Origin of the sequence: Pseudomonas sp. B19125 (assembly GCF_044218855.1) — a bacterium.
In the GTDB taxonomy this organism is placed as follows: domain Bacteria; phylum Pseudomonadota; class Gammaproteobacteria; order Pseudomonadales; family Pseudomonadaceae; genus Aquipseudomonas; species Aquipseudomonas edaphica.
This window is the reverse complement of sequence record NZ_CP162589.1, coordinates 5,352,530-5,377,060: the sequence shown is the minus strand read 5'-3', so window position 1 is coordinate 5,377,060 and position 24,531 is coordinate 5,352,530. Positions and strand designations below refer to the sequence as shown.

At 59.6% G+C, this 24,531-nt stretch carries 22 protein-coding genes; 12 read left to right on the top strand and 10 right to left on the bottom strand.

The annotated features are described in order from the left end of the window. Positions 1 to 85 precede the first annotated feature (85 nt). From adeC to AB4P96_RS24470, 3 genes are read right to left on the bottom strand one after another with little or no spacing between them, the layout of a single operon-like run. Positions 86 to 1,543, bottom strand: a complete 1,458-nt coding sequence (gene adeC / locus AB4P96_RS24480; protein WP_017137246.1) for an AdeC/AdeK/OprM family multidrug efflux complex outer membrane factor — start codon at positions 1,541 to 1,543, stop codon at positions 86 to 88. Next, positions 1,540 to 4,701: an efflux RND transporter permease subunit gene (locus AB4P96_RS24475; protein WP_017137247.1), complete on the bottom strand. Its 3,162-nt coding sequence runs from the start codon at positions 4,699 to 4,701 to the stop codon at positions 1,540 to 1,542. The genes adeC and AB4P96_RS24475 overlap by 4 nt, the downstream gene beginning before the upstream one ends. A 3-nt stretch (positions 4,702 to 4,704) precedes the next feature. Further along, positions 4,705 to 5,853, bottom strand: coding sequence for an efflux RND transporter periplasmic adaptor subunit (locus AB4P96_RS24470; RefSeq protein ID WP_138452460.1), 1,149 nt, complete (start codon positions 5,851 to 5,853; stop codon positions 4,705 to 4,707). A 265-nt stretch (positions 5,854 to 6,118) separates the two neighbouring features. On the opposite strand from AB4P96_RS24470, the gene AB4P96_RS24465 reads away from it, so the two are divergent. Next, positions 6,119 to 6,751, top strand: coding sequence for a TetR family transcriptional regulator (locus AB4P96_RS24465; protein WP_017137249.1), 633 nt, complete (start codon positions 6,119 to 6,121; stop codon positions 6,749 to 6,751). Between the two features lie 358 nt (positions 6,752 to 7,109). Here AB4P96_RS24465 and AB4P96_RS24460 read toward each other — a convergent pair whose 3' ends face one another. The 3 genes from AB4P96_RS24460 to AB4P96_RS24450 are packed head-to-tail and all read right to left on the bottom strand — an operon-like array spanning position 7,110 to position 9,703. After that, entirely contained in the window at positions 7,110 to 8,165 is a 1,056-nt protein-coding gene (locus tag AB4P96_RS24460) for an alkene reductase (RefSeq protein WP_170040890.1), read from the bottom strand. A gap of 31 nt (positions 8,166 to 8,196) precedes the next feature. Then, complete coding sequence (locus AB4P96_RS24455) at positions 8,197 to 9,363, bottom strand: MFS transporter (RefSeq protein WP_017137251.1); 1,167 nt, start codon at positions 9,361 to 9,363, stop codon at positions 8,197 to 8,199. A gap of 13 nt (positions 9,364 to 9,376) precedes the next feature. Then, positions 9,377 to 9,703 carry an ArsR/SmtB family transcription factor gene (locus AB4P96_RS24450; RefSeq protein WP_395600173.1) on the bottom strand — a complete coding sequence of 109 codons (327 nt, stop codon included), beginning with the start codon at positions 9,701 to 9,703 and terminating at the stop codon, positions 9,377 to 9,379. A gap of 154 nt (positions 9,704 to 9,857) precedes the next feature. Between AB4P96_RS24450 and AB4P96_RS24445 the strand changes: the two genes are divergently transcribed. Next, the gene (locus AB4P96_RS24445; protein ID WP_017137253.1) at positions 9,858 to 10,442 is read left to right on the top strand and encodes an ACP phosphodiesterase; all 585 of its coding nucleotides are present in this window, start codon (positions 9,858 to 9,860) and stop codon (positions 10,440 to 10,442) included. Positions 10,443 to 10,468: 26 nt separating this feature from the next. Here AB4P96_RS24445 and AB4P96_RS24440 read toward each other — a convergent pair whose 3' ends face one another. Continuing rightward, entirely contained in the window at positions 10,469 to 11,260 is a 792-nt protein-coding gene (locus tag AB4P96_RS24440; RefSeq protein ID WP_017137254.1) for a lysophospholipid acyltransferase family protein, read from the bottom strand. Continuing rightward, on the bottom strand, positions 11,260 to 12,015 hold the full coding sequence (gene olsB, locus AB4P96_RS24435; protein WP_017137255.1) for an L-ornithine N(alpha)-acyltransferase: 756 nt from the start codon (positions 12,013 to 12,015) through the stop codon (positions 11,260 to 11,262). The genes AB4P96_RS24440 and olsB overlap by 1 nt, the downstream gene beginning before the upstream one ends. A 185-nt stretch (positions 12,016 to 12,200) precedes the next feature. On the opposite strand from olsB, the gene AB4P96_RS24430 reads away from it, so the two are divergent. Together AB4P96_RS24430 and AB4P96_RS24425 are read left to right on the top strand one after the other, a co-directional pair. Next, positions 12,201 to 13,283: a serine hydrolase domain-containing protein gene (locus AB4P96_RS24430; RefSeq protein ID WP_395600172.1), complete on the top strand. Its 1,083-nt coding sequence runs from the start codon at positions 12,201 to 12,203 to the stop codon at positions 13,281 to 13,283. Continuing rightward, a complete protein-coding gene (locus AB4P96_RS24425; RefSeq protein ID WP_395600171.1) occupies positions 13,280 to 13,594 on the top strand; it encodes an amidase in 315 nt (104 codons plus the stop codon). Before AB4P96_RS24430 ends, AB4P96_RS24425 begins: the two co-directional genes overlap by 4 nt. A gap of 179 nt (positions 13,595 to 13,773) precedes the next feature. Here the strand turns inward: AB4P96_RS24425 and AB4P96_RS24420 are convergent, their stop codons facing one another. Continuing rightward, entirely contained in the window at positions 13,774 to 14,064 is a 291-nt protein-coding gene (locus AB4P96_RS24420) for a DUF3077 domain-containing protein (protein WP_017137258.1), read from the bottom strand. Between the two features lie 558 nt (positions 14,065 to 14,622). Between AB4P96_RS24420 and AB4P96_RS24415 the strand changes: the two genes are divergently transcribed. Beyond that, entirely contained in the window at positions 14,623 to 14,994 is a 372-nt protein-coding gene (locus AB4P96_RS24415) for a colicin E1 family microcin immunity protein (protein ID WP_395600170.1), read from the top strand. Positions 14,995 to 15,399: 405 nt separating this feature from the next. Beyond that, entirely contained in the window at positions 15,400 to 15,726 is a 327-nt protein-coding gene (locus AB4P96_RS24410) for a Cki family colicin immunity protein (protein WP_395600169.1), read from the top strand. 11 nt (positions 15,727 to 15,737) lie between these two features. Here the strand turns inward: AB4P96_RS24410 and AB4P96_RS24405 are convergent, their stop codons facing one another. Beyond that, positions 15,738 to 16,919: a colicin-like pore-forming protein gene (locus AB4P96_RS24405; RefSeq protein WP_099485785.1), complete on the bottom strand. Its 1,182-nt coding sequence runs from the start codon at positions 16,917 to 16,919 to the stop codon at positions 15,738 to 15,740. Positions 16,920 to 17,563: 644 nt separating this feature from the next. On the opposite strand from AB4P96_RS24405, the gene AB4P96_RS24400 reads away from it, so the two are divergent. From AB4P96_RS24400 to AB4P96_RS24375, 6 genes are all read left to right on the top strand, one after another. Further along, positions 17,564 to 18,739, top strand: coding sequence for a M20 aminoacylase family protein (locus tag AB4P96_RS24400; RefSeq protein WP_395600168.1), 1,176 nt, complete (start codon positions 17,564 to 17,566; stop codon positions 18,737 to 18,739). Between the two features lie 59 nt (positions 18,740 to 18,798). After that, positions 18,799 to 20,109 carry a citrate-proton symporter gene (locus tag AB4P96_RS24395; protein WP_099548605.1) on the top strand — a complete coding sequence of 437 codons (1,311 nt, stop codon included), beginning with the start codon at positions 18,799 to 18,801 and terminating at the stop codon, positions 20,107 to 20,109. Further along, a complete protein-coding gene (locus tag AB4P96_RS24390) occupies positions 20,106 to 21,548 on the top strand; it encodes an amidase (RefSeq protein ID WP_017137262.1) in 1,443 nt (480 codons plus the stop codon). Before AB4P96_RS24395 ends, AB4P96_RS24390 begins: the two co-directional genes overlap by 4 nt. Before the next feature lie 64 nt (positions 21,549 to 21,612). After that, positions 21,613 to 22,371: an IclR family transcriptional regulator gene (locus AB4P96_RS24385; protein WP_017137263.1), complete on the top strand. Its 759-nt coding sequence runs from the start codon at positions 21,613 to 21,615 to the stop codon at positions 22,369 to 22,371. A gap of 317 nt (positions 22,372 to 22,688) precedes the next feature. After that, entirely contained in the window at positions 22,689 to 23,270 is a 582-nt protein-coding gene (locus AB4P96_RS24380) for a YceI family protein (RefSeq protein ID WP_017137264.1), read from the top strand. 1 nt (position 23,271) lies between these two features. Continuing rightward, complete coding sequence (locus AB4P96_RS24375) at positions 23,272 to 24,429, top strand: phosphatidylserine/phosphatidylglycerophosphate/cardiolipin synthase family protein (RefSeq protein WP_099548607.1); 1,158 nt, start codon at positions 23,272 to 23,274, stop codon at positions 24,427 to 24,429. The last annotated feature ends 102 nt before the right edge of the window (positions 24,430 to 24,531 follow it).

The window sequence follows — 24,531 nt, the reverse complement described above, 5'->3', positions numbered from 1 at the left end:
CCCACCTTTGATTCGCGCTGATTAACGACATGGCAAAAAAAAACCGCTTCCGGTAAGGGAAGCGGTTTTATCTACATCAGCACGATCAGAACAACTTCAGCGCCGGTGCTTCTTCTTTCAACGGCTCGTTCTTCGCGGTCTGCTCGTTCCAGCCGCCGCCGAGGGCCTTGTACAGGTTGACCTCGCTGTTGAGCTGCGCCAGGCGGTCGGTGATCAGCGATTGCTGGGCACTGAACAGTTGGCGCTGGGCGTCGAGGAAGGTCAGGTTGCTGTCGACACCAATGCGGTAGCGACGCTCGGCCAGGCGGTAGTAATCCTGGTTGGCCGCAACGAAGCCGCGCTGAGCATCCAGCTGCTGCTTGTAGGTCTCGCGGGCGGCGAGGCCGTCGGAGACTTCCTGGAAGCCGGTCTGGATCGCCTTCTCGTAGTTGGCCACGTTGATCTCTTTCTGGATCTTCGAGTAGTCCAGGCTTGCGCGCAGGCTACCGGCGTTGAAGATCGGGATGTTGATCTGCGGGGCAAACGACCAGGTGCCCGAACCGCCTTTGAACAGGCCACCCAGGGTAGGGCTGGCGGTACCGGCGCTGGCAGTCAGGCTGATGCTCGGGAAGAACGCAGCACGGGCCGCGCCGATATTGGCGTTGGCGGCCTTGAGGTTGTACTCGGCCTGCACAATGTCGGGACGACGTTGCAGCAGGTCCGAGGGCAACCCGGCAGGCACTTCGCTGAGCAGGTCATCCGACAGCGGCTTGCTGGTGATATTGGCTGGCAGGCCAGTGCCCAGCAACAGGGTCAGGCTGTTTTCGTCCTGTGCCACCTGACGCGTATAGCGCGCCAATTGAACACGGGCGTTTTCCACCGAGGTGCGTGCCTGGCTGAGGTCGAGCGCCGAGGCCACGCCGACTTCGTTGCTGCGCGAGGTCAGCTTGAAGCTCTGCTCAAACGCGCCGAGGGTGTCCTGGGTCAGTTTGAGCAGTTCCTTGTCGGCCTGCCAGGTCAGGTAGGCATTCGCCACACTGGCCACCAGGCTGATCTGGGTGCTGCGCCGCGCTTCTTCAGTGGCGAAGTACTTTTGCAGCGCTTCTTCACTCAGGCTGCGCACGCGGCCGAACAGGTCCAGCTCATACGAACTGATACCCAGGCCGGCCGAGTACTGGCTGGAGATGCTCGATTCGCCGGTCTGTGACAACTTGGCCGGGGTGCGCGAGCGGCTGCCGCTGCCGGTGGCCGAAACTGCCGGGAACAGGTCGGCACGCTGGATCTGATACTGCGCCGCATAAGCGTCGATGTTCAGGGCAGCGACACGCAGGTCACGGTTGTTGACCAACGCGGTCTGGATCAGCTGTTGCAGGGCAGGGTCATGGAAAAACTGCTTCCAGCCTTGCTCGGCAGCGGCCTGGCTCGGCGCCTGGGCCGACGAGTACGCCGGCCCCTGCGGGAACTGGGCTGCTACCGGCGCTTCAGGGCGCTGGTAGTCAGGGATCAGCGAGCAGCCACTGAGCACGAATGCGGTGACGGCTAAGGAAAGTAGCGACTTGCTCATTGGCCAGCCTCTTTAGGAGTTTCAGTAGTGTCTTTCTTTTTGCGTTCGCCAGCGGCGGATACGGTTGCGTAGAACAGCGGCACCCAGAAGATCGCCAGCACAGTGGCCGTGATCATACCGCCGATCACGCCGGTACCGATCGCATGCTGGCTGCCTGAGCCGGCGCCCGTGGAGATCGCCAGCGGCAATACGCCGAGCATGAACGCCAACGAGGTCATGATGATCGGGCGCAGACGCATGCGGGACGCTTCAATAGCCGCCTCGACGATGCCTTTGCCTTGCTCATGCAGCTCTTTGGCGAACTCCACGATGAGGATGGCGTTTTTCGCCGCCAGGCCCACCGTCACCAACAGGCCCACCTGGAAGAACACGTCGTTGGACAAGCCGCGCAGGCTGGTGGCGATCAACGCACCGATCACCCCTAAAGGTACCACCAGAATCACCGCGATCGGGATCGACCAGCTTTCGTACAGTGCCGCCAGGCACAGGAACACTACCAGCAGCGACAGTGCGTACAGCGCTGGCGCCTGGGAGCCGGAAAGGCGCTCTTCGTACGACAGGCCTGTCCAGGCATAACCAACACCGGCCGGCAGTTCTTTGGCAATGCGTTCGACTTCGGCCATTGCATCACCGGTACTGTAGCCAGGTGCCGGGGTACCGAGGATTTCCATCGCCGCTACACCGTTGTAGCGCGAAAGCTTGGGCGAACCGTAGATCCACTTGCCCGACGAGATGGCCGACAGCGGCACCATTTTCCCGTCGTTGCTGCGCACGTACCATTTGTCCAGGTCTTCCGGCGACATGCGGCTGGCGGCGTCACCTTGTACATACACCTTTTTCACGCGACCACGGTCGATGAAGTCGTTGATGTAGCTGCCACCCAAGGCAATGGCCAGTGTCTGCTGGATATCCGCTAGGCTGATGCCCTGGGCACTGGCCTTCTCGTCGTCAACGGTCAGCTCGTACTGCGGCTCGTCGTTCACGCCGTTAGGACGTACGCCGGCCAGCACCTTGCTTTGTGCCGCCGCACCCAGGAACTGGTTACGTGCAGCCATCAGCTTGTCGTGGCCGACGCCACCCTGGTCTTGCAGGAACACGTCGAAACCAGTGGCGTTACCCAGCTCCAGTACCGAAGGCGGCACGATGGCGAAGACCATGGCGTCCTTGAAGGCCCCGAAGAAGTAACCCTGGGCACGCTTGGCCACTTCGAACACCGATTGGGTAGAGTCACGCTCATCCCACGGCTTGAGCATCACGAATGCAAGCCCCGAGCTCTGGCCACGACCGGCGAAGTTAAAGCCGTTCACGGTAAACACCGACTTCACCGCCTTGCCTTCGCCTGGCTCGCCTTCCTTGTCGTTCAGCAGGAAGGCGCGCATGTCGTCGACGACTTTTTGTGTGCGCTCAGCCGAAGCACCGACCGGAGTCTGCACCTGGGCGAAGATCACACCCTGGTCTTCCTCAGGCAGGAACGCGCTTGGAATACGGGTGAACATCCAGATCATGCCGGCCAGGATCAGCGCATACACCAGGAATGCCGGAATCTTGTGCTTGATCATGCCGCCCACGCCGCGCTCGTACTTGAGTACGCCACGGTCGAAGGTGCGGTTGAACCAGCCGAAGAAGCCGCGCTTGGGCTGGCCGTGTTTTTCCGGATCAATCGGCTTGAGCATGGTGGCGCACAAAGCCGGGGTGAAGATCAGGGCAACCATTACCGACAAGGCCATCGCCGAAACGATGGTGATGGAGAACTGCCGGTAGATCACACCAGTGGAACCACCGAAAAACGCCATCGGCAGCAGTACCGCCGACAGTACCAGGGCAATACCCACCAGGGCGCCCTGGATCTGGCCCATGGACTTGATCGTCGCTTCCTTGGGCGACAGGTGCTCCTCGGCCATCACCCGTTCGACGTTTTCCACCACGACGATGGCATCGTCCACCAGCAAGCCGATGGCCAGGATCATGCCGAACATGGTCAGGGTGTTGATGGTGAAACCGCACGCCGCCAGGATCCCGAAGGTACCCAGCAATACCACCGGTACGGTCATGGTGGTGATGATGGTGGCACGGAAGTTCTGCAGGAACAGGAACATCACCAGGAACACCAGCACGATCGCTTCGACCAGGGTGTGAACCACACCGGAGATCGATTCGGTCACTACCGGGGTGGTGTCATATGGCACCACCGCCTTCATGCCAGGCGGGAAGAACGGCTCCAGGGACTTCACTGTTTCGCGGATGGCCTTGCCGGTGTCCAGTGCGTTGGCACCGGCCGCCAGCTTGATCGCCATACCCGAAGCCGGCTTGCCGTTGAACTGCGCACTGATGCTGTAGTTCTGGCCGCCCAGTTCGATGCGTGCGAGGTCACCCAGGCGAACCTGCGAGCCGTCGGTGTTCACCTTCATCAGGATCTTGGCGAATTCCTCGGTGCTTTGCAGGCGCGTCTTGCCGATGATCGTGGCGTTCAGCTGGGTGCCGGGCAGGGCAGGCAGGCCGCCCAATTGGCCGGTGGCCACCTGCACGTTCTGGGCCTTGATGGCATTGCTGACGTCCACTGGCGTGAGCTGGTAGTTGTTCAGCTTGGCCGGGTCGAGCCAGATACGCATGGCGTACTGCGAACCGAACACCTGGAAGTCACCCACCCCCGCGGTACGGGAGATCGGGTCCTGGATGTTGGACACGATGTAGTTGGAGAGGTCGTCCTTGGTCATGCTGCCGTCTTCCGACACCAGACCGATCACCATCAGGAAGTTCTTCACCGACTTGGTCACGCGGATACCCTGCTGCTGCACTTCTTGCGGCAGCAGTGGGGTCGCCAGGTTCAGCTTGTTCTGCACCTGGACCTGGGCGATATCCGGGTTGGTACCCTGGTTGAACGTCACGGTGATGGTCATGCTGCCGTCGGAGTTACTGTCCGAGGAGACATAACGCAGGTTGTCGATACCGTTGAGCTGTTGTTCGATCACCTGCACCACGGTGTCCTGCACGGTTTGTGCGGACGCGCCTGGGTAGGTCACCTGGATGTCGATGGCGGTCGGCGCAATGGCCGGGTATTGGTTGATGGGCAACTTCAGGATCGAGAGTGCCCCGACCAGCATGATCACCAGGGCAATTACCCAGGCGAAAATGGGACGGTCGATAAAAAATTTCGACATGGATTACTCCCCTTTACCAGCATCGGCAGCAGGCGCTGCGGCAGTGCCGGCGGGTTTGGCGTTGTCAGCGTCTTTAACCTTGACTTCGATGCCCGGCTTGATGAACTGCAGGCCTTCGGTGATCACGCGGTCACCGGCATCCAGGCCCTTTTCCACCAGCCAGTAGGCGCCGGCAGTGCGGTTGGCAACCAGTTGACGCTGCTCGACCTTGTTGTCCTTGTTCACGATCAGCGCAGTCGGGATGCCCTTGAGGTCACGGGTCACGCCTTGCTGAGGTGCCAGGATGGCCTTGCTGTTCACACCGGCTTGCAGCTGGGCGTGGACGAACATGCCCGGCAACAGGGTGTGCTCAGGGTTGGGGAACACCGCGCGCAGGGTCACGGAGCCAGTAGTCTGGTCCACCGACACTTCGGAGAACTCCAGCTTGCCGTCCTGGGCGTAGGCGGTGCCGTCTTCCAGGGTCAGCTTGACCTTGGCAGCGTTGTCGCCGGCTTTTTCCAGCTGGCCGCTTTCGAGGTCGCGGCGCAGTTTCAGCATTTCTGCCGAAGACTGGGTGACGTCGACGTAGATCGGGTCCAGTTGCTGGATCACGGCCATGGCATCGGCCTGGCCATTGCTGACCAGCGCGCCTTCGGTGACCGAAGAACGACCGATACGCCCGGAGATCGGCGCGAACACTTTGGTGTAGCGCACGTTGATCTGGGCGGTTTGCACGTCGGCTTCAGCCGTCATGCGGTTGGCCACGGCGGTGTCGTATTCCTGACGGCTGACGGCTTGCTCATCGACAAGTTGCTTGTAGCGGTCGGTGATGGACTTGGTCTGGGTCAGTTTCGCTTGAGCGCTTTTGAGGGTGGCGTCATACACCGACGGGTCGATCTGGTAGAGCTGTTGCCCTTCCTTCACGTCGCCGCCTTCCTTGAACAGGCGCTTGAGAATGATGCCGTTCACCTGGGGACGAACTTCCGCGATGCGGTAGGCAGTGGTGCGGCCTGGCAGCTCGGATGTCAGGGTAAAGGCTTGCGGTTGAATAGTGACCACGCCGACCTGAGGGGTTTGAGCGGGCGGAGCCGCTTCTTCCTTTTTACATCCGCTGAGCAGCGATGCCAGGGCGACGGCAGTGACCAGAGCGGTAACAGCTGGCTTAAGTTGCATGAAGATCCTCGGGTCAGGCGCGCAAAATGCGCACAAGAAGTGTGGAAGGGTAAAAAACAAGCCGTGAGTGGATAAGTAGCTTGCTACGCAATATACTTACGTTCACGGTTGTTTGTAAACTCTTGACAGGCTTCGCGGATTGTTGACAAAGCAAGCGCCAAAGCCTCGATTTTAGTACGTTCGGCGTCCAAGACGACGTCGTCCCACAATTATTCAGATGTTGCTCAAGCACCATCCACAGTGTCCTGATTGAGGTTTTACTGCCATGGTTCGTCGCACCAAAGAGGAAGCTCAGGAAACGCGCAGCCAGATTCTCGACGCCGCCGAGCAAGCCTTTTATCAACGCGGTGTGGCGCGCACCACGCTGGCGGACATCGCCGCGTTGGCCGGGGTGACGCGCGGGGCTATCTATTGGCATTTCAGTAACAAGTCCGATTTGCTCCAGGCACTGCTCGACACGCTGCACGAACCCCTGGACGAATTGGCCCGGGCCAGTGAAAGCGAGGATGAAGTCGACCCGCTGGGCTGTATGCGCAAGCTGTTGATCCATCTTTATCATCAAGTGGCCCTGGACCCGAAAACCCGGCGCATCAACGAAATCCTGTTTCATAAGTGCGAGTTCACCGATGAAATGTGCGACATGCGGCGCCAACGCCAGACCCATAGCCTGGAGTGCAACCTGCGTATCAGCCTGACACTGCGCAACGCGGTCCATCGCGGGCAACTTCCGGAAAACCTCGACACCACGCGTGGCGCGGTGTGCATTCATGCCTATATTCACGGCCTGATTGGCCAATGGCTACTAGTCCCCGACAGCTTCCAGTTGCATCAGGACGCCGAACGCTGGGTTGACGCAGGGCTGGACATGCTGCGCTTGAGCCCTAGCCTACGCAATTAAGACAAAATGCGTAATTGCATCCAGTTGTGTCAACAGTAAAGTCCAGAGACAGTCAATCGTCCCTTCGCAGGATTTGCGGGGTGACTTTATATACGGGCTGGCGGGCGGTTGATAGGTAGCCGCCTAAGTATTTTGTAGCGATTTTGTTGCAAGGCTGTGAAGGAGTGTTTCCCAGCTACTGTGCGATCGTTCCCACGCTCCGCGTGGGAATGCATCCTGTGACGCTCCGCGTTACGCTTTAGGGGCAGACGCAGAGCGTCCAGGGCGGCATTCCCACGCAGAGCGTGGGAACGATCAATCAGCCGAAAAAAAGCCCCGGTTCCTGCGAACCGGGGCTTTTTCGTTTCAGCGAATTACATTACAGCGCCAGCGTGGGGTAGTCGATGTAACCCACTGGGCCTTTGCCGTAGAAGGTTTCCGGGTGCGGTTCGTTCAACGGCGCATCGGCCTTCAGGCGTGCCGGCAGGTCCGGGTTGGCAATGAATGGCACGCCGAAGGCTACTGCATCGGCCTTGCCGGCCGCCAGCCAGGCGTTGGCGCTGTCTTTGGTGAAGCGTTCGTTGGCGATGTACGGGCCACCGAAGGCTTTTTTCAGTTGTGGACCGAGGCTGTCGCCGGCTTCTTTTTCACGGGAGCAGATGAAGGCGATGCCACGCTTGCCCAGCTCGCTGGCGACGTAGGTGAAGGTTTCCGCCAAATTGTCGTCGCCCATGTCGTGGGAGTCGGCGCGTGGTGCCAAGTGCACACCCACACGGCCGGCGCCCCAGACTTCAATGGCGGCGTCGGTCACTTCCAGCAGCAGGCGAGCACGGTTTTCCAGGGAGCCACCGTAGTTGTCGGTGCGCTGGTTGGTGCTGCTTTGCAGGAACTGGTCGAGCAGGTAGCCGTTGGCGCCATGGATCTCCACGCCGTCAAAGCCTGCGGCCTTGGCGTTTTCAGCGCCGACGCGGTAAGCGTCAACGATGTCGGCGATTTCAGCGGTTTCCAGGGCGCGTGGCGTCGGGTAGTCGGCCAGCGGGCGAACCAGGCTGACGTGGCCTTTAGGCTGGATGGCGCTTGGTGCCACCGGGGTTTCGCCGTTGAGGTACGACTCATGGGAGATACGGCCCACGTGCCACAATTGCAGGAAAATCTTGCCGCCCGCGCCGTGTATAGCCTTGGTTACATTGGCCCAGCCGCGAACCTGGTCGTTGGACCAGATACCCGGTGTGTCCGGGTAGCCAACGCCCAGCGGCGTCACGGAGGTGGCTTCGCTTAAGATCAGCCCGGCGGAAGCGCGTTGCACGTAGTACTCGGCCATCAGCGCGTTGGGTACGCGGCCTTCATCGGCGCGGCAGCGGGTCAGCGGCGCCATGATGATGCGGTTGGACAATTGCAGGTCGCCCAGTTTGATCGGATCGAAAATAGTCGTCATGGGAAAACACCCTTCTCTTTAAGTGGATTGATCAGTTGGTCGCAGGGGCCAGGTCGGCATCGCCGCTCTGACGAAAAGTAATCAGGGTCACCAGCAGGGCCAGAATCGCCAGGGCCGCCGCGGCCAAAGGCACGCTGGTCAGGCCGAAACCGTGGGCAATCACGCTGCCGCCGACCCAGGCGCCGAGCGCGTTGCCGATGTTGAAGGCGCCGATATTCAAGGTGGACACCAAGTTTGGAGCGGCCTTGCCGAAGGTCACCACGTTGATTTGCAGCGCCGGTACGGCGGCGAACGAAGCGGTGGCCCACAGGAACAGGGTGATTTCCGTCGGGATCACCGCGACGCTGGTCCAGGTCAGCACCGTGGAGACCACTGCCATGCTGATGAACACGCCGATCAGGGTGGCGGCCAGGCGTTTGTCCGCCAGCTTGCCGCCAATGATGTTGCCGACGGTAAGCCCCAGGCCGATCAGCAGCAGGGTCCAGGTCACGCCTTTGGGCGACACGCCGGTGACATCGCCGAGCAGCGGTGCGACGTAAGTAAAGAGGGTGAACATGGACGCGGCGAACAACGCAGTCATGGTCAGCGACAGCCAGATGCCGGCGCCCTTGAGCGCGGCCAGTTCGGCGCGCATGTCGAGTTTTTCTTCGTCACGCTTGGCCGGCAGGAAGCGGATCAGACCGATCAAGGCGACTACGCCAATCACCGTCACCGCCCAAAAGGTCGAGCGCCAGCCGGCTTCCTGTCCCAGTGCGGTACCCAGCGGCACGCCGAGCACGTTGGCCAGGGTCAAACCGGTGAACATCAAGGCCACGGCCGAAGCCCGTTTGTTGGCCGGCACCAGGTTGGCCGCTACCACCGAACCGATCCCGAAGAACGCACCGTGGCACAGCGCGGTGACCACACGGGCAAACATCAGCACGTTGTAGTCACTGGCCAGGGCGCAGAGCAGGTTGCCGACAATAAAGATGCCCATCAACGCTACCAGGGCGGCCTTGCGTGGCAGCTTGGCGGTGGCCAGTGCCATGAACGGCGCGCCGATGGCCACGCCCAGGGCGTAGCCGGTGACCAGCCAGCCGGCGCCGGGGATCGACACGCCCAGGTCCGCCGCCACATCGGGCAGCAAGCCCATGATGACGAACTCGGTGGTGCCGATGGCGAAGGCGCTGAGGGCCAGTATGAGTAGCGAGAGGGGCATTGGCGTTTCCTTGTTACAGCGCTGCGTTTTCGTCAGCACTGAGTTCGGTGATGAGCGCCGCGAGGAAGGCCTGGATGGTTGCCTCGTCGCGTTTGAAAAAATGCCACTGCCCGGCCTTCTGGCTGCTGATCAACCCGGCGCGTTGCAAGGTGGCCAAATGGGCCGACACGGTCGACTGGGACAAGCCGCAGCGCTGGTCGATCTGCCCGGCACAGATCCCGTATTCGTGGTTGTGCACTTGCTCGGGAAACTGCACCTTCGGGTCTTTCAGCCAGGTGAGGATGTCTCGTCGTACTGGGTGTGCCAGGGCTTTTATTATTTCGTCGAGGTCAATGGACATGGCGGTTGCTCGGTTTCGTACAGCGTTATATCGCGATGAGGCGAACTTTAAATCGGTCTATCCCGATATACCAATATGATTTTGATCTGAGATCAGGCTATTTCGGTATATCGGGTTATAACGATACGTAATCGGCAGTGGTAGACTGCGCGGCATGAATTATCTCGCACATCTGCACCTGGGCGGCCAACTTCCTGCTCAATTGCTCGGCAGCCTGTATGGCGACTTTGTAAAAGGCCGCCTGCAAGGCCAGTTCAGCCCGCAAATCGAGTCGGCGATTCAGTTGCATCGCTCGATCGACCGCTTTACCGACAGCCACCCGCTGGTGGATGAGGCGTTGTCACGCTTCAGCCTGACCCGCAAGCGCTACGCCGGGATTGTCCTCGATGTGTTTTTCGACCACTGCCTGGCGCGGGATTGGGCGCTGTACGCCGAGCAGCCGCTGGAACGCTTCACTGCGCAGGTGTACCGCGTGCTGGCGGCCGAGCCGCAACTGCCGGGGCGGCTGGCGCAGATTGCGCCGTATATGGCGGCGGATGATTGGCTGGGTTCGTACCGCGAGTTTGCGGTGATGGAGCAGGTGTTGCGGGGGATTTCGCGGCGGCTGACCCAGCCTCAGGAGCTGGGCCATGCGATGCAGGAGTTGCGGGTTTTGTATGAGCCGTTGAGTGAAGATTTTCGGTTGTTTTATCCAGAGCTACAGAAGTTTGCACAGCTCCAACTGACTACTGAGATCTAAATGTGGGAGCTGGTGTTCAGTTCATCTCAGGCCGCAAATGCAGGTCGAGCCGCCACCTGCTCAACTTCCGGCAACGGCCCAAACAACGCTTTCTGCACCGCCTGCTGCGCCTGATACGCCAGCGCCGCACGTTCCTGCCCGGCACAGGCAATCGGCTGGAGCACATGAATCTCCACATCACCCTGGTCATTACTGAACAGACGCATCAGGTGCGAGAGCAAATCGTCATCGCCAATAAACGGTGCCAACGCATCCACCTGCCCATCACGCAAATAACGAATCGCTACCGGTTGCAGGGACACATCCGCATCAATCGCACTGGCCAGCAAACGCCCGTGGAACGTACGCAGGCTGCGCCCATCAGTGGTGGTGCCTTCGGGGAACATCAGCAGCGGATGCTGTTGCTCAAGATGGCGAGTCATCTGCTTGCGGATCAACTGGCTGTCGCCTGAGCCGCGGCGAATAAACAAGCTGCCGGCCTTGGCCGCCAACCAGCCAGCCACCGGCCAGGTGCGCACTTCGGCCTTGGACAAAAACGACATCGGCGCCACCGCGCCGAGCAGCGGAATGTCGGTCCAGGACACGTGATTGCTTACCCACAGCATCGGCTGCGTCGGCAACTCACCGTGTACCGTCACGCGAAAGGGCAGGGCGTTAGTCAGCCGTGCCATAAAAAAACGCGACCAACGCTGGCGCCGCACCATCGAGTTGGCAATGCCCATGCGTTCGAATACACCAAACACACTGGCCATGCTCAACCCCAGCGCCACCACCAGCAGCACCCGGGCAATGCGCCCGTACACGCGCAGGCGGCTCATCACATGGCCGCCTTGAAGTGGCGGGCGTAGCGCGGGCACAACTCATCGCGCTTGAGCAGGATGAACACATCGGCCACCTGGAAGTCTTCATCCCAGCACGGCTCGCCGCAGATCTTCGCACCCAGGCGCATATAGGCTTTGAGCAGCGGCGGCATTTCCGCGATGACGTTGGACGGCAGGTCCAGCGCCGGCAGTGGTTTTTTCGGTTCGGCGCGCAGGTGCTCGTTGCACAGGTAGCGTTCGCGCAGGCGCTGCATGATCGCGTGAGCCTGGATGCCGCCGTCGTGCATCGGGATGCTCGCGCAACCCATCAGATAGCTGTAACCGCCCTGGTTGAGGACTTCGGCCAACTCGCCCCACAACACCGCGATGGTGCCGCCATTGCGATAGGCCGGGTCGACGCAGGTGCGGCCGATCTCCAGGATCGGGCCTTGCAAATGCAGCAAGCCATGCAGGCTGAATTCTTCTTCGCTGTAGAACCGGCCCAAGGTGCTGGCGGCCTGGTGGTCGAGCAAACGGGTGGTGGCCACCAGTCGACCGCTGTTCAAATCCCGCACGCCTATATGGCTGCAGTGAACATCATAGTCATCCATGTCCAGACCCTGTTCCGCGCCTTTCAGCTTGGCGTTGAACTCGCCGCTGAACACGTTGAAACGCAGGGCCTGGGCTTCCTGCAAAGCCTTGGCGCCAACCAGGCGTTCGGCTTGCAGACGGCGTTCATTGCCGGTGTCGCTGATGCGGGCGATCTGAGTCATGGCGAATCTCCGAGTGCCGGCCACTTACCGGCCGGTCGACTTGTTTGTCCAAACTCAGGCTATGTAGGCTCGGTGTCAGCTCCATGAAGTTATGGTGACGCTTGGATGACAGGCCTTCCTGTCGCAAATCTGTCATGCGCCTGGGCTAGGCTCGCGGGCTTGAAAGCCCCCTTGAGTTTGCGTCCATGGTCCGAGGCCTGTTGTGCGTTGCCCTGCTGTTAGTCACCGCTGCCGCCCACGCCGACACCTGGCCGGACAAGGAATGGGCCAAGGGCGCGCCGCTCGAAGGCCCGGCGGTCGATGCACTGAATGCCTATGCTTTTCCACCCCGTGACGACGCCACTCGTAAAGGCATCCGCACCGACGCGCTGCTGGTGATCCGCGATGGCGTGATCATCTATGAACGCTACGGCGCGCCTAACACCGCCAGCACGCCGCACCTGACCTGGTCAGTGAGCAAAAGCCTGATGGCCACTGTGCTCGGCGTGGCCTACGGCGAAAATCGCTTCAAACTGAATGACCCGGCCGCGCGTTTTTACCCGCCGATGAAACAGCACCCCAAAGTCACCATGGCCGACCTGCTGCACTGGGCCTCGGGCCTGGACTGGCAGGAAGACTACGAATACGCCCCACTCAATTCCTCGGTGGTGGCGATGCTCTACACCCGTGGCCGCAGCGATATGGCCGAGTTTGCCGCAGGCACCGAGGCCGCCGCCGCACCGGGCCAGGCCTTTCGTTATTCCAGCGGCGACAGCAATATTTTGTCCGCCGCCCTCAAAGGCATGCTCGGCCACAAGGCCTATATGAGTTACCCGTGGGACGCGCTGTTCAAGCCGCTGGGCATTCACAACGCCACCTGGGAAACCGACGCCGACGAAACCTTCGTCGCCTCGTCCTATGCCTACCTCACCGCTCGCGATTTGGCGCGGGTCGGCCTACTGATGGCGCGCGACGGTCGTTGGGGAGAGCAGCAGTTGCTGCCTAAAGAGTGGGTCGCCTTCAACCGCCAGCCATTCGATAAATACAAGGCCGGCCAGGACGACGCCGTCCCCGGCGGGCAATGGTGGCTCAACCTCGACGTACGAGGTGCCCCAAGACCCTGGCCCGATGCGCCTGCCGACACCTTCGCCGCCCTCGGCCACTGGGGCCAGGCGCTCTATGTGCTGCCCGACGAACACCTGGTGATCGTGCGCTACGGCGATGACCGTGACGGCACTTACCGTCACAACGAACTGCTCAAGCGCGTACTGGCGGCGGTGCAACCATGATCCGTCGTCATCCGTTTATCAGCGTGTTTTTGCTGCTGTTGCTCGCCCTGTCGGGCTGGGTGTGGCACGAACGCGTCAACCTGCAAGCCTTCCCCGACATCATCGCGGCGTACACGGCCAAGGAATATTGCTCGTGCCGGTATGTGGAAAACAACCCGGCGGAGTATTGCCTCGGTTATGTAAAGCAGTACGTGCCAACCAGCGCGTTCACTGACTCGCCGGAACGCAGTGAAGTCACGGCAAGCGGTTTAGGGCGCACGCACACGGCGCGGTGGCTAGGCGACCGTCAAGGCTGCCGCCTCAGCCCCTGACACACCAAAGATTTTCTGTGGGAGCTGGCTTGCCTGCGATGACGGCGTCACAGGCAACAGTGATGTTGACTGACCGGCCGCTATCGCAGGCAAGCCAGCTCCCACATGGATTTGTGCTGATCTTGGGAAATGAGGCAGTCCGGACAGGCGCCCGATGCACTGCACCGGGCGCGAACGACTTACTGCGGGGTTGGGCTGCCAGGCTGCAAGGCCAGCAGCAGGTCATCGATGATCGCCTTGCCCATTTCCCCCAGGTAATGCGAGGCGAATGCAAACTTCTCCGCCTTGGGGTCCATGGCAGCTTCAAGGGAGAGCATTTTTGCGTAATAGAGCACATGGGATGCGTGTTCGAGGGCTTCTACGAGCGGAACCCCGGCGTTGACGCGGAAGAGTTTCAGGTGGCTTTTGTTTTCTCCGCAGTCTGCGAAGGTGGCGGCGCCGAGGGTTTCGGCTGATGTGGCGTTAGTCATAACTGATTCCTTTTGCATGAACAAAAAGAGCTGCCACTAACGTTTCCAGGCGAAGGGTGGCAACTGTACGCGGGCTGGAAACCGAGGCAAAAGGAACCCGGCAGACCCGAAGGTCTCCCACGTACAGCCGCCAAAAAGCACAATCTGCAGGCATAAAAAAAGCGCCTGCTGATTGTTTGACGACGCTGTAGCGTCCTTAAGCATCGGGTTTCCAGGCCCGGTCGCTGATGAGCAGCGACGGAGGCGAGGTTAACCCTATGCACGCGCCGTCGCAACCGGTGGCCAATAGCTGTCCGCAATCTGCGTTGTGTGGCGAGGGCGCTTGTCGGATCGCTGCACCGTCCCGTTTGACTGCGCAGCAGTCACCGGCTTTTTGGGGGCGCTTCGCACCCCAGCGCAAGCAAGCTTGCTCGCCACAGGGTTATGCGCAGCGGCAGAAGTGTCGGTTGTTGCCTTGAAACTTGCCGGGTGCTGTGTTTCCAGCGCGCGCCCCTGTAGTAACCTTGCCCGCGGCCGACCCCACACACGTCGGCCGTTAACAGGCATAAAAGGAGACTTATGACGCTGGGGCGCAAGGCCGAAAAATACTTCAGGATGATAAGAACGCGAATGGGCCTGGAGAAAAACTATTATTTAAAAAGCTTCATTATTGCGTTGTTTATTTTTTGCATGAGCGTCTCCGTTTTTAAATCCAGCGATAAGGCCGTGATCATTATCTTGATCTGCGGGGTTAATGCGCTGCTGTTCCCGCTGGCCAGGCGTGCAGTCGAAAACGTTGTCTTTCGTTTTACTGGGAAAGAATTTTGGGCGACACATCCCCTTCGGGCCGCCGCATCTTATGGCGGTCACGTACTGCTGTGGATGTTTTATTTCGTTTTTGCCATTCCGCTTGGCGCGTTCTATTTGCTGTGGTTGTGGCTGAAAAAATAGTGCCTGTTCGCGCGGCCTCTGTTTTCTGAGGACGGAACCTCTAGTTGTTGGGCCTCGCGTTTTGGGGCCTTCGCACCCCTGCGCAATAAAGTTGTTTACCTTGTGTTTCACTGTTTTCGAGTCTTTATCACGCGGTCATCGAGCGCTTTTTAGCAACTTAATGTTGCATGATTGACCCATTCGGACGTCCTTGCATGCAAGCTGCAGGGCGCACAGTACGGATTCTGCGGGGGCGTGCAGGGTATTTTCAGCACAAAACAGACGTGCTGGCCCAAGTACTGTGGATGGAGTGAATGCCATCGTCATGTAGTAATCTCGAAGACGGTCGGAGTGCTCTGTAGGTCAGCCTCAAGCATAAAGGATGCGTCTGGCTCTCACCCATATAGTCGGTAAAGGTTGGTAAGTATGGAAAATAAATATTATTTTAAAAACCTAATATTTGGTTTGTTTATGTTTTTCATCTGTGCGTTTTATTCCAGGTCGGACGATAATGCTGCGGTGGTTTTTATTGTCGCAGGCGTAAATGCACTATTGTTTCCCTTTGCAAAGCGCGCAGTAGAAAATATAGTTTTTCGTTATATTCGCAAGGGTTTTTTGAGTTCGGGGCCAGTATTGACTGGCGCGGCAAATGGTGGTTATGCACTGGTGTATGGGTTTTATTTTGCATTTGCGATTCCCATTGGTTTGCTTTTTTTAATAAACTTGTACGTTAAAAAAAAGGCCGCCATGTAGGCGGCCCAGCGTTATAATTGTATGATGAAATTGTTCAGGCTTTCTACGCTTGCGTCATTAATTAATACACTGGTTGCAGCGATCAGCAAAGCAAATGCCAGTATCCCTAGCGGAGTGACCGCGATGAATCCAAACATGGCGCTAACCAATGCTGTTGCTGAAATGCCAAGAGCAATCGCTTCGACCTTTACAAAAAAAGGCTTCCAGTTATCTGTTTTGCTAGCTTTTTTAAATTCAATATAAGCATCTTTAAAGTCTATCGCGTACCCAGCATATCCAAAACCTTTGCTGAATTTAGCTGAAGCCCTACCGATAGCCTCAAAGTCCATTGAGTCTATGTATTTTGCTGCTGCGGCTCTGTCCTTGGCGCTGAATTTTTTATCCAGAGCATCTTTGTACTTGTCGAAAGCATTAAAAGCTTCATCTGCACTACGGATCTTGTTACCTTTCGCGCTTTCTGCTAACTCAACTGCGAGCTTTGATGCGTTATCGCCGAATTTTCTAGCCACTTCGCCACTAAAGGCAATGGTGAATTTTATGGCGTCGTCTATGTTAGCAAGCTTTGTAGCTGCTTCTGCGTTAATGCGTGCTTCTTCAGCTTGCAATTTCGACCACGCTTTTTGTTTGTTCGCCAGTTCAGCTAAATCATTAAGCCGTTTGATCTCATAAGCTGCCTTAAGCGATTTTTGCCAATCTTCAAAGCTTTTTTTGGAGTCGGCGATACGGTACGCCAATCGCGCGGCAGCTTCTGTAATAAACGCATTGATGGGCTGGTCGAAAAAGTCACGTTTATAAAAACTGTTTGCTACTGCTTGAAGTGAAATGGTCTCCAGAGCTGTTTGTGAAATAATCGTGTCCATAGACCCGATTTCACTCCACAGGTTAGCGACACGGTCGTCTGCTTTTACATCACTTTTGAGCTTGTCTTCTTCAATTTTTCTTTGAATTTCCTCCGGTATCAATTGACGTTTAGCTGCGTAATCAGCTTCTTGCGCCGCGACTGCGTTATTGATCGGTACTTTGTAGTTTTCACTGACTTCTTTGCGGGCATTCGCTGCGACCTTTCTTCCTATGGTGCTGTTACCAAAATCATCACCGTAGCCACCGCCGCCCACTGGGCCAGAGCCAAAGACCGTTGGCTCATAAGCTCTGATTTCGGTCAGGCCGAGATAGATCGTAATACGATCGCTCATAGCGAAGCCCCTTTTTTCATATTTGCCGGCATGGTGTTTTGTCGCCTGAGCATCGTATTTGCAGGCCGTCGGTTCGTCCTGGACAAACTGTTTAGTAAAGCGCCTGAACTGTCAGGAGAGGTCTTTGCCATAACGATGGAAGCGTTTTTTGACGTGTTCATTGTCTATATCCTTATATTAGGCTCAATGCGGGTTTGTCTTTTTGTCTGAATTGGTTTTTGTTTTTAGGTTTTGTGAAGTTTTGCGTTTTGGGTATTGGTTAATTGGTAGAGGGCGTGTGGTTAAGAACTGTAAGTGCGTTTGGTTTTTTTAAACAATAAACATTATGCTTGGGTGTGTATCTTGTTACATAAGTTAAGGTTTAATTAGGAACTGTTATTTCCTGGCTGCGAGTAGGGTTGGGCGGTCGCAATATCTGTTGAGTTAACGGCGTTAGCTTCCGTTTGACTGCGCAGCAGTTATCAGCTTTTTGGGCGCGCTTCGCACCCCGGCGCAAGCAAGCTTGCTCGCCACAGGGTTATTAGGTGTCGGCCTTAGGTTCCACCCAGTGGAACCACCTTTGATTGTCCTCGCGCCCACATCGCGCTTAGCTGTCGATGTGCCGCCAACAAGAACGGGACCACCCGCCTGTGAGGAGAATCACCATGCGCCCACACCAGCACATTCTGGATTGGCTCAGCGACGTCGCCAGCGACTTGCACGCTGTGCGCCACGATATCCACGCCCATCCCGAACTCGGCTTTGAAGAAAACCGCACCAGCGCGCTCGTTGCGCAGTCCTTGAAAGAATGGGGCTACGAGGTGCACACCTGCATCGGCAAAACCGGTGTGGTCGGCGTGCTGCGCAATGGCAGCAGCTCGCGCACGCTGGGGATTCGCGCCGACATGGACGCCTTGCCCATCATCGAGAACACCGGCGCGGCCTACACCAGCCAGCACGCTGGTTGCATGCACGCCTGCGGGCATGACGGCCACACCACCATGCTGCTCGGCGCCGCGCGTTACTTGGCGGCGACGCGGCAATTTGACGGCACCTTGAACCTGATTTTCCAACCCGCCGAAGAAGGCCAGGGCGGCGCCGAGGCGATGCTGGCCGATGGTTTGCTCGAGCGCTTCCCGTGCGATGGCCTGTTCGGCATGCACAATATGCCGGGCTTGCCGGCGGGGCATCTGGGCTTGCGGGTCGGGCCGATGATGGCCTCGCAGGACTTGCTCACGGTGACGCTGGAAGGCGTCGGTGGCCACGGTTCCATGCCGCATCTGACGGTGGATCCGCTGGTGGCGGCGGCGAGTATGGTCATGGCGTTGCAAACGGTGGTGGCGCGCAATATCGACACCCAGGAAGCCGCCGTGGTCACGGTCGGTGCGCTGCAAGCGGGGCAGGCCGCCAACGTGATTCCTCAGCAAGCGCTGTTGCGCCTGAGCCTGCGCGCACTGAACCCCAAGGTCAGGGAACAGATGCTCGAGCGCGTCAACGCCATCATCCAGACCCAAGCCGCGAGCTTCGGCTGCACGGTGCAGGTCGAACACCGCCCGGCCTACCCGGTGCTGGTCAACCACGCCGAAGAAACCGAGTTCGCTCGCCAGGTCGGCATTGCCTTGCTCGGCGCCGACGCGGTGGACGGCAACACCCGCACGCTGATGGGCAGTGAAGACTTCGCCTGGATGCTGCAACGCTGCCCCGGCAGTTACCTGTTTATCGGCAACGGCGTGTCGCGGCCGATGGTGCATAACCCTGCCTATGACTTCAACGACGACATCCTGCTGACCGGCGCCGCCTACTGGGGCGCGCTGGCCGAGAGCTGGCTCAAGCCTGCCTGACGACCTCTTTTTTTCTGCCGCTGGACCCTTGCCCTTATCGGTTGAATGGAGTGTTCCTCATGCAGACTTCAAACACAGGCGTATCGCGCACCCGCCAGGTGGTGGCGGCTGTGATCGGCAATGCGCTGGAATGGTATGACTTTATCGTTTACGGCTTTCTGGCCAGCATCATTGCCCGGCAATTCTTTCCGTCGCAGGATGAATACGCCTCGCTGCTGATGGCCCTGGCCACCTTCGGCGTGGGCTTTTTCATGCGCCCGGTGGGCGGCATCCTGCTCGGCATTTATGCCGACCGCAAAGGCCGCAAAGCCGCGATGCAGTTGATTATCCGGCTGATGACCGTGTCTATCGCATTGATCGCCTTCGCGCCCAATTACGCCGCCATCGGCATGGGCGCGCCGCTGCTGATTGTGGTGGCGCGCATGCTCCAGGGCTTTGCCACCGGCGGTGAGTACGCGAGTGCCACGGCGTTTCTGGTGGAAAGTGCGCCGGCCCATCGCAAGGGCTTGTATGGCTCCTGGCAGTTGGTGGGGCAATGCCTGGCGGTATTTGGTGGGGCGGCGATGGTGGCGTTGGTCACGCACTTCTTTTCGCCGCAAACCCTCGACCTGTGGGGCTGGCGCGTGCCGTTTGTGCTGGGCTTGCTGATCGGCCCGGTGGGGTTGTGGATTCGCAGGAACCTGGAAGACCCGGAAGAATTTATCCAGGCGCGCAAGCAGGCCACCGGCCCGGCGCCGAGCCTGATGGATGTGCTGCGTGAGCATCGGCGCAGTATCCTCGTGTCCATGGGCTTGGCCTGCGGCGCGACGGTGTCGTTCTACGTGGTGCTGGTGAATATGCCGACCTTCGCGCACAAGAGCCTCGGTTTGCCGCTGGACCAGGTGCTGATGGTGCAGATGTTCGCAGTGGCGCTGATGACCGTGGTGATTCCGCTGTCCGGCATGCTCTCGGACCGGCTGGGGCGGCGGCCGGTGTTGATGGCTTTCACCCTGGCATTCTTTGTGATGGTTTACCCGTTGTATGTGTGGGTGGCCGCGGCACCGTCCATCGAGCGCTTGCTGGTGATGCAAGTGCTGCTGTGCACGGTCATCGGCGGCTTTTTCGGCCCGGCACCGACGGCCCTGGCCGAGCAGTTTCCGATTGAGGTGAGGTCAACGGGTGTGTCGGTGGCTTATAACGTCGCGGTCATGGTGTTCGGCGGTTTCGCACCGTTGATCGTGACCTGGCTGACCAAAGTACTGGGTACGCCAGTGGCGCCGTCGTTTTATGTACTGTTCGCTTGCGTGCTGACGTTGATGGGCACTTACTGCATGCACGAAGCCCCACGGGCGAAAAAACCGCTGCCCTTTTCCAATGAGGTGAAGCCTTGAGCCGTGTTGATTGGGATGCCACGCAGCTGTCGCAAGCGATCCATGCGCGGCAGGTGTCGTGTGAAGACGTGATGGGCGATTACCTGGCGCAGATCCAGCGTTTTAACCCGAGTGTGAATGCGCTGGTGTCGTTACGTGATGCCGATGAAGTGCTGGCCGAAGCGCGTGCCTGTGATCGTGAGTTGGACCAGGGCCAATCGCGAGGCTGGATGCACGGCATGCCCCAGGCGATCAAGGATTTGGCGGCCACCAAGGGCTTGCGCACCACCTTGGGCTCGCCGCTGTTCGCCGAGCATGTGCCCGCCGAAGATGCGATCAGCGTGTCGCGCGTACGGGCCAGCGGCGCGATCATCATCGGCAAGACCAACGTGCCGGAATTCGGCCTCGGTTCGCAGACCTACAACACGCTGTTCGGCACCACCGGCAATGCCTATGACCCACGTTTGGTGGCCGGAGGCAGCAGCGGCGGGGCGGCGGTGGCGCTGGCGTTGCGCATGTTGCCGGTGGCCGATGGCAGCGACATGATGGGTTCGCTGCGCAACCCGGCGGCGTTCAATAATGTGTTTGGTTTGCGCCCTTCACAGGGGCGCGTGCCCCACGGGCCGGTGCCGGAATTGTTTGTGCAGCAACTGGGCACCGAAGGCCCAATGGGCCGCAGCGTCACGGATGTGGCGAAGTTATTGAGCATCCAGGCCGGTTACGACCCTCGGGTGCCGCTCTCATCCAAGGACGATCCGTCGGTGTTCGGCTTGCCGTTGCAGCGCGATTTCAAAGGCGCGCGCCTGGGCTGGTTGGGTGACTACAACGGCTACTTGCCGATGGACGAGGGTGTGATGAGCCTGTGCGAGTCGGCCCTCGGCGATTTCGCCGCATTGGGCTGCGAGGTGGAAAGCTGCCAGCCGGCGTTTTCCCTGGCGCGGCTATGGCGCTGCTGGTTGGTGCATCGCCACTGGCTGGTGCACGGCAACCTCGGTGCGGCCTACGCCAACCCGCAAAAACGCGCGTTGCTCAAGCCTGAGGCGCAATGGGAAGTGGAGGGCGGGCTGGGCTTGAGTGCGCAGCAGGTGTACCAGGCGTCGGTGGACCGCAGCGAGTGGTATCGCGCCTTGGCCAAGCTGTTTGAACGTTACGATTTCCTGCTGTTGCCCAGCGCCCAAGTGTTCCCTTTTGATGCACAACAGGCGTGGCCGCGCAGGGTGGGTGGGCGTGAAATGGACACCTATCACCGGTGGATGGAAGTGGTGATCGGCCCTACATTGGCGGGCTTGCCGAGCATGAGCATTCCGGTGGGGTTCAATCCTCAAGGCTTGCCCATGGGCTTGCAGATCATCGGCCCGGCCCAGGCGGACCGCGCTGTCTTGCAGCTGGCCTATGCTCATGAACAGCTGACGCAATGGGTACAACGCCGCCCGCCTGCGTGCCTTGAATCGATGAGTTGACCTGCGATCGGGCCTGTATCTTGCTGTGAAAAATGATCATCCACCGGCAACAGGGAGATCGAACATGGAGACAGGCACGGTACGGTCGGTTGAGCGCGCACTCGCCATCGTCGAACTGCTCGGCGAACACCAGGCCTTGGGGTTGGAGGAGTTGCACTACCTCACACGACTGCCCAAGGCGACGGTGTCGCGCATGTTGCTGACCTTGCAGGAACAGGGGTGGGTCTATCGCGGCCTCAGCGACCGTCGTTACCGCCTGCGCGCCCAGCGCTTGTTCGGCGACACCCAGCAACGTTTCAAGCGCCAAGTAGTGGAAAGCGCCGCGCCCTGGCTGCTGGAACTCAGCGAGCGCACCGGGCTGGTGGTGGATTTATCCTGCTTTGATGGTGAGCGCCTGGAAGTCATGGAAAGCGCGATCCCCAGTGTGTTGCGCAAGCTGTACCCCAACAACTGCCAGATCGTCGGCCAGCACGCCAGCCTGTTTCACTCGGCGATGGGCAAGGCATGCCTGACACAATTGCCGGTTGAGGAGGTGCAGCGTCTGGCGGGCCGTGATCATGTCGCCGCGGACGAGCAGGTGCATACCTGCGAGCAAACCCAGCACCAGGGGTTTGGCCAGCGCACTGAAGGCTATTGGGAATACCCGGTGCGCCTGCCGTTTCTGATTCGCGCGGTGGCCCTGCCGGTGCAGGCCAATGGGCGGCTGGTGGGCAGCATGGCGCTGCACTGGCCGATGCATCAGGCGCCGGTGGAACGCGTATTAAACCTGCACATGGCCAGCCTCGAAGCGACGGTGCGCGATGTGCAGCGGGCGCTGATCTGAAGGCAACCACCGAACCCTGTGGGAGCTGGCTTGCCTGCGATAGCGGCAGGTCAGTCACCTTCACTGTTGCCTGTGGCGAGCAGGCTTGCCCTGCGTTGGGCTGCGAAGCAGCCCCAAAATCAAGCGCTGAGTTTTTTCAGTAAAAATTCCAATGCTCTCATGGGGCTGCTGCGCAGCCCAACGCAGGGCAAGCCTGCTCGCCACAGGGGTTTGGCTGCCTTGAAAAATTGTGCAGATACCCGGCTCCCACATTGGATTTGCGCCGCTTGTGAGATTGCGCTTAAGGTTCGTGCAGGTTTTTTGCCCCATGAGTTTCTATGTTCAATCTCAAACCCCTGGCCTTCACGCTGTTGACGTGCGCCGCCTTGCCTGCCCACGCCGACTGGTACCTGGATAACGAATCCTCGCGCCTGTCGTTCGTCACCACCAAGAACACCGAGATTGCCGAGGTGCATCGTTTCCTGGTGTTGCACGGCAAGGTCGACAGCAAAGGCGCGGCGCAGCTTGAGGTCGAGATGGAGTCGATCAACAGCGGCATCCCGCTGCGCGATGAGCGCATGCGCAATGACCTGTTCCAGATCAAGGCCTTCCCCGAAGCGCTGATCAGCGCGCAGATTAATCTGCAACCGATCAATGACCTGGCCCCAGGCGCGCAAATTGAGTTGCGCCTGCCACTGTCGGTGACGTTGCACGGCAAGACTCAAACCTACAGCGCCGAACTGCTCGCCACACGTCTGGATGACCGGCGCTTTCAGGTGGTGACCCTGGAACCTGTGGTGCTGCATGCCGAGGATTTCGATTTGGTGCCGGGTGTGGCGGCACTGCGCAAGGCGGCCGGCTTGGCGTCGATCAGTTTGTCGGTGCCGGTCGGTGCGGTGCTGATTTTCACGGCGCGCTGACGTGAGCGGCGCAGTGTTCCCATGGCGCAGCGCCAACCGCTTCGAGTTGCTGATCGACGGCCCGAGTTTCTTCCCGCAGATGCTGGTGGGTATTGCCCGGGCCGAGCGCCAGGTCGATCTGGAGTTGTACCTGGTGGAGGCGGGTGCTTGCGCTGAAGCCATGGTGCAAGCGTTGGTGCAAGCCGCCGAGCGCGGCGTGCAGGTGCGCTGCCTGTTTGATGATTACGGCAGCCTGGCCTTCACGCTGGGCCTGCGTAAGCGCCTCACCGACGCGGGCGTGCAACTGCGCTTCTACAATCGCCTGAGCTGGCGCCGTTGGATGCGTAACCTGTACCGCGACCATCGCAAACTGTTGCTGATTGATCAGGGCATCGCCGTGGTCGGCGGCACGGGCGTTACCGATGAGTTCTGGACGCCAGGGCAAGACACCGCCGACTGGCATGAAGTGATGGTGCAGATCAGCGGCCCGTTGGTGCTGGACTGGCAGGCGTTGTTCGACCGCCAATGGCATGCCAACGCGGCGCGCCGTGAGTGGAAACCCGCCACCCATTTCGGTTTGCCGCGCTTGCCCAAGGTGCCGGCCACCGGGCCTGGCCTGGGGCGCGTGGCGTATGCCGATGCTCGTCAGCACCGCGATATTTTGCAGTCGCTGATCCGCGCGCTGAACAGCAGCAAGACGCGCATCTGGCTGGCCACCCCGTATTTTCTACCGACCTGGAGCGTGCGCCGTGCGTTGCGCCGCGCAGCCGGGCGTGGCGTGGATGTGCGTTTATTGCTGACCGGCCCGCGCACCGATCACCCTTCAGTGCGCTACGCCGGGCACCGTTATTACCCACGGTTGTTGCGCGCAGGCGTGCAGATCTTTGAATACCAGCCGTGTTTTTTGCACCTGAAAATGGTGCTGGTGGACGACTGGGTGAGCGTTGGCTCGTGCAATTTCGACCACTGGAATTTGCGCTTCAACCTGGAGGCCAACCTGGAAGCGCTCGACCCAGAATTGACGGCAGCGGTGGTGGGCAGTTTCGAGGGTGATTTTGCCAAGAGCCAGGCGGTGAGCCTGGCGGCCTGGAAGGCGCGGCCACTGTGGCGGCGGGTGAAGCAGCGGGTGTGGGGCTGGATTGATCGGTTGGTGGTCAACCTGCTGGATCGGCGGGGCTGACACGTGATCATTCCCACGCTCTGCGTGGGAATGCCTCATGTGACGCTCCGCGTCACGCTGTGGGACGCGGAGCGTCCCGAGCTGCATTCCCACGCGGAGCGT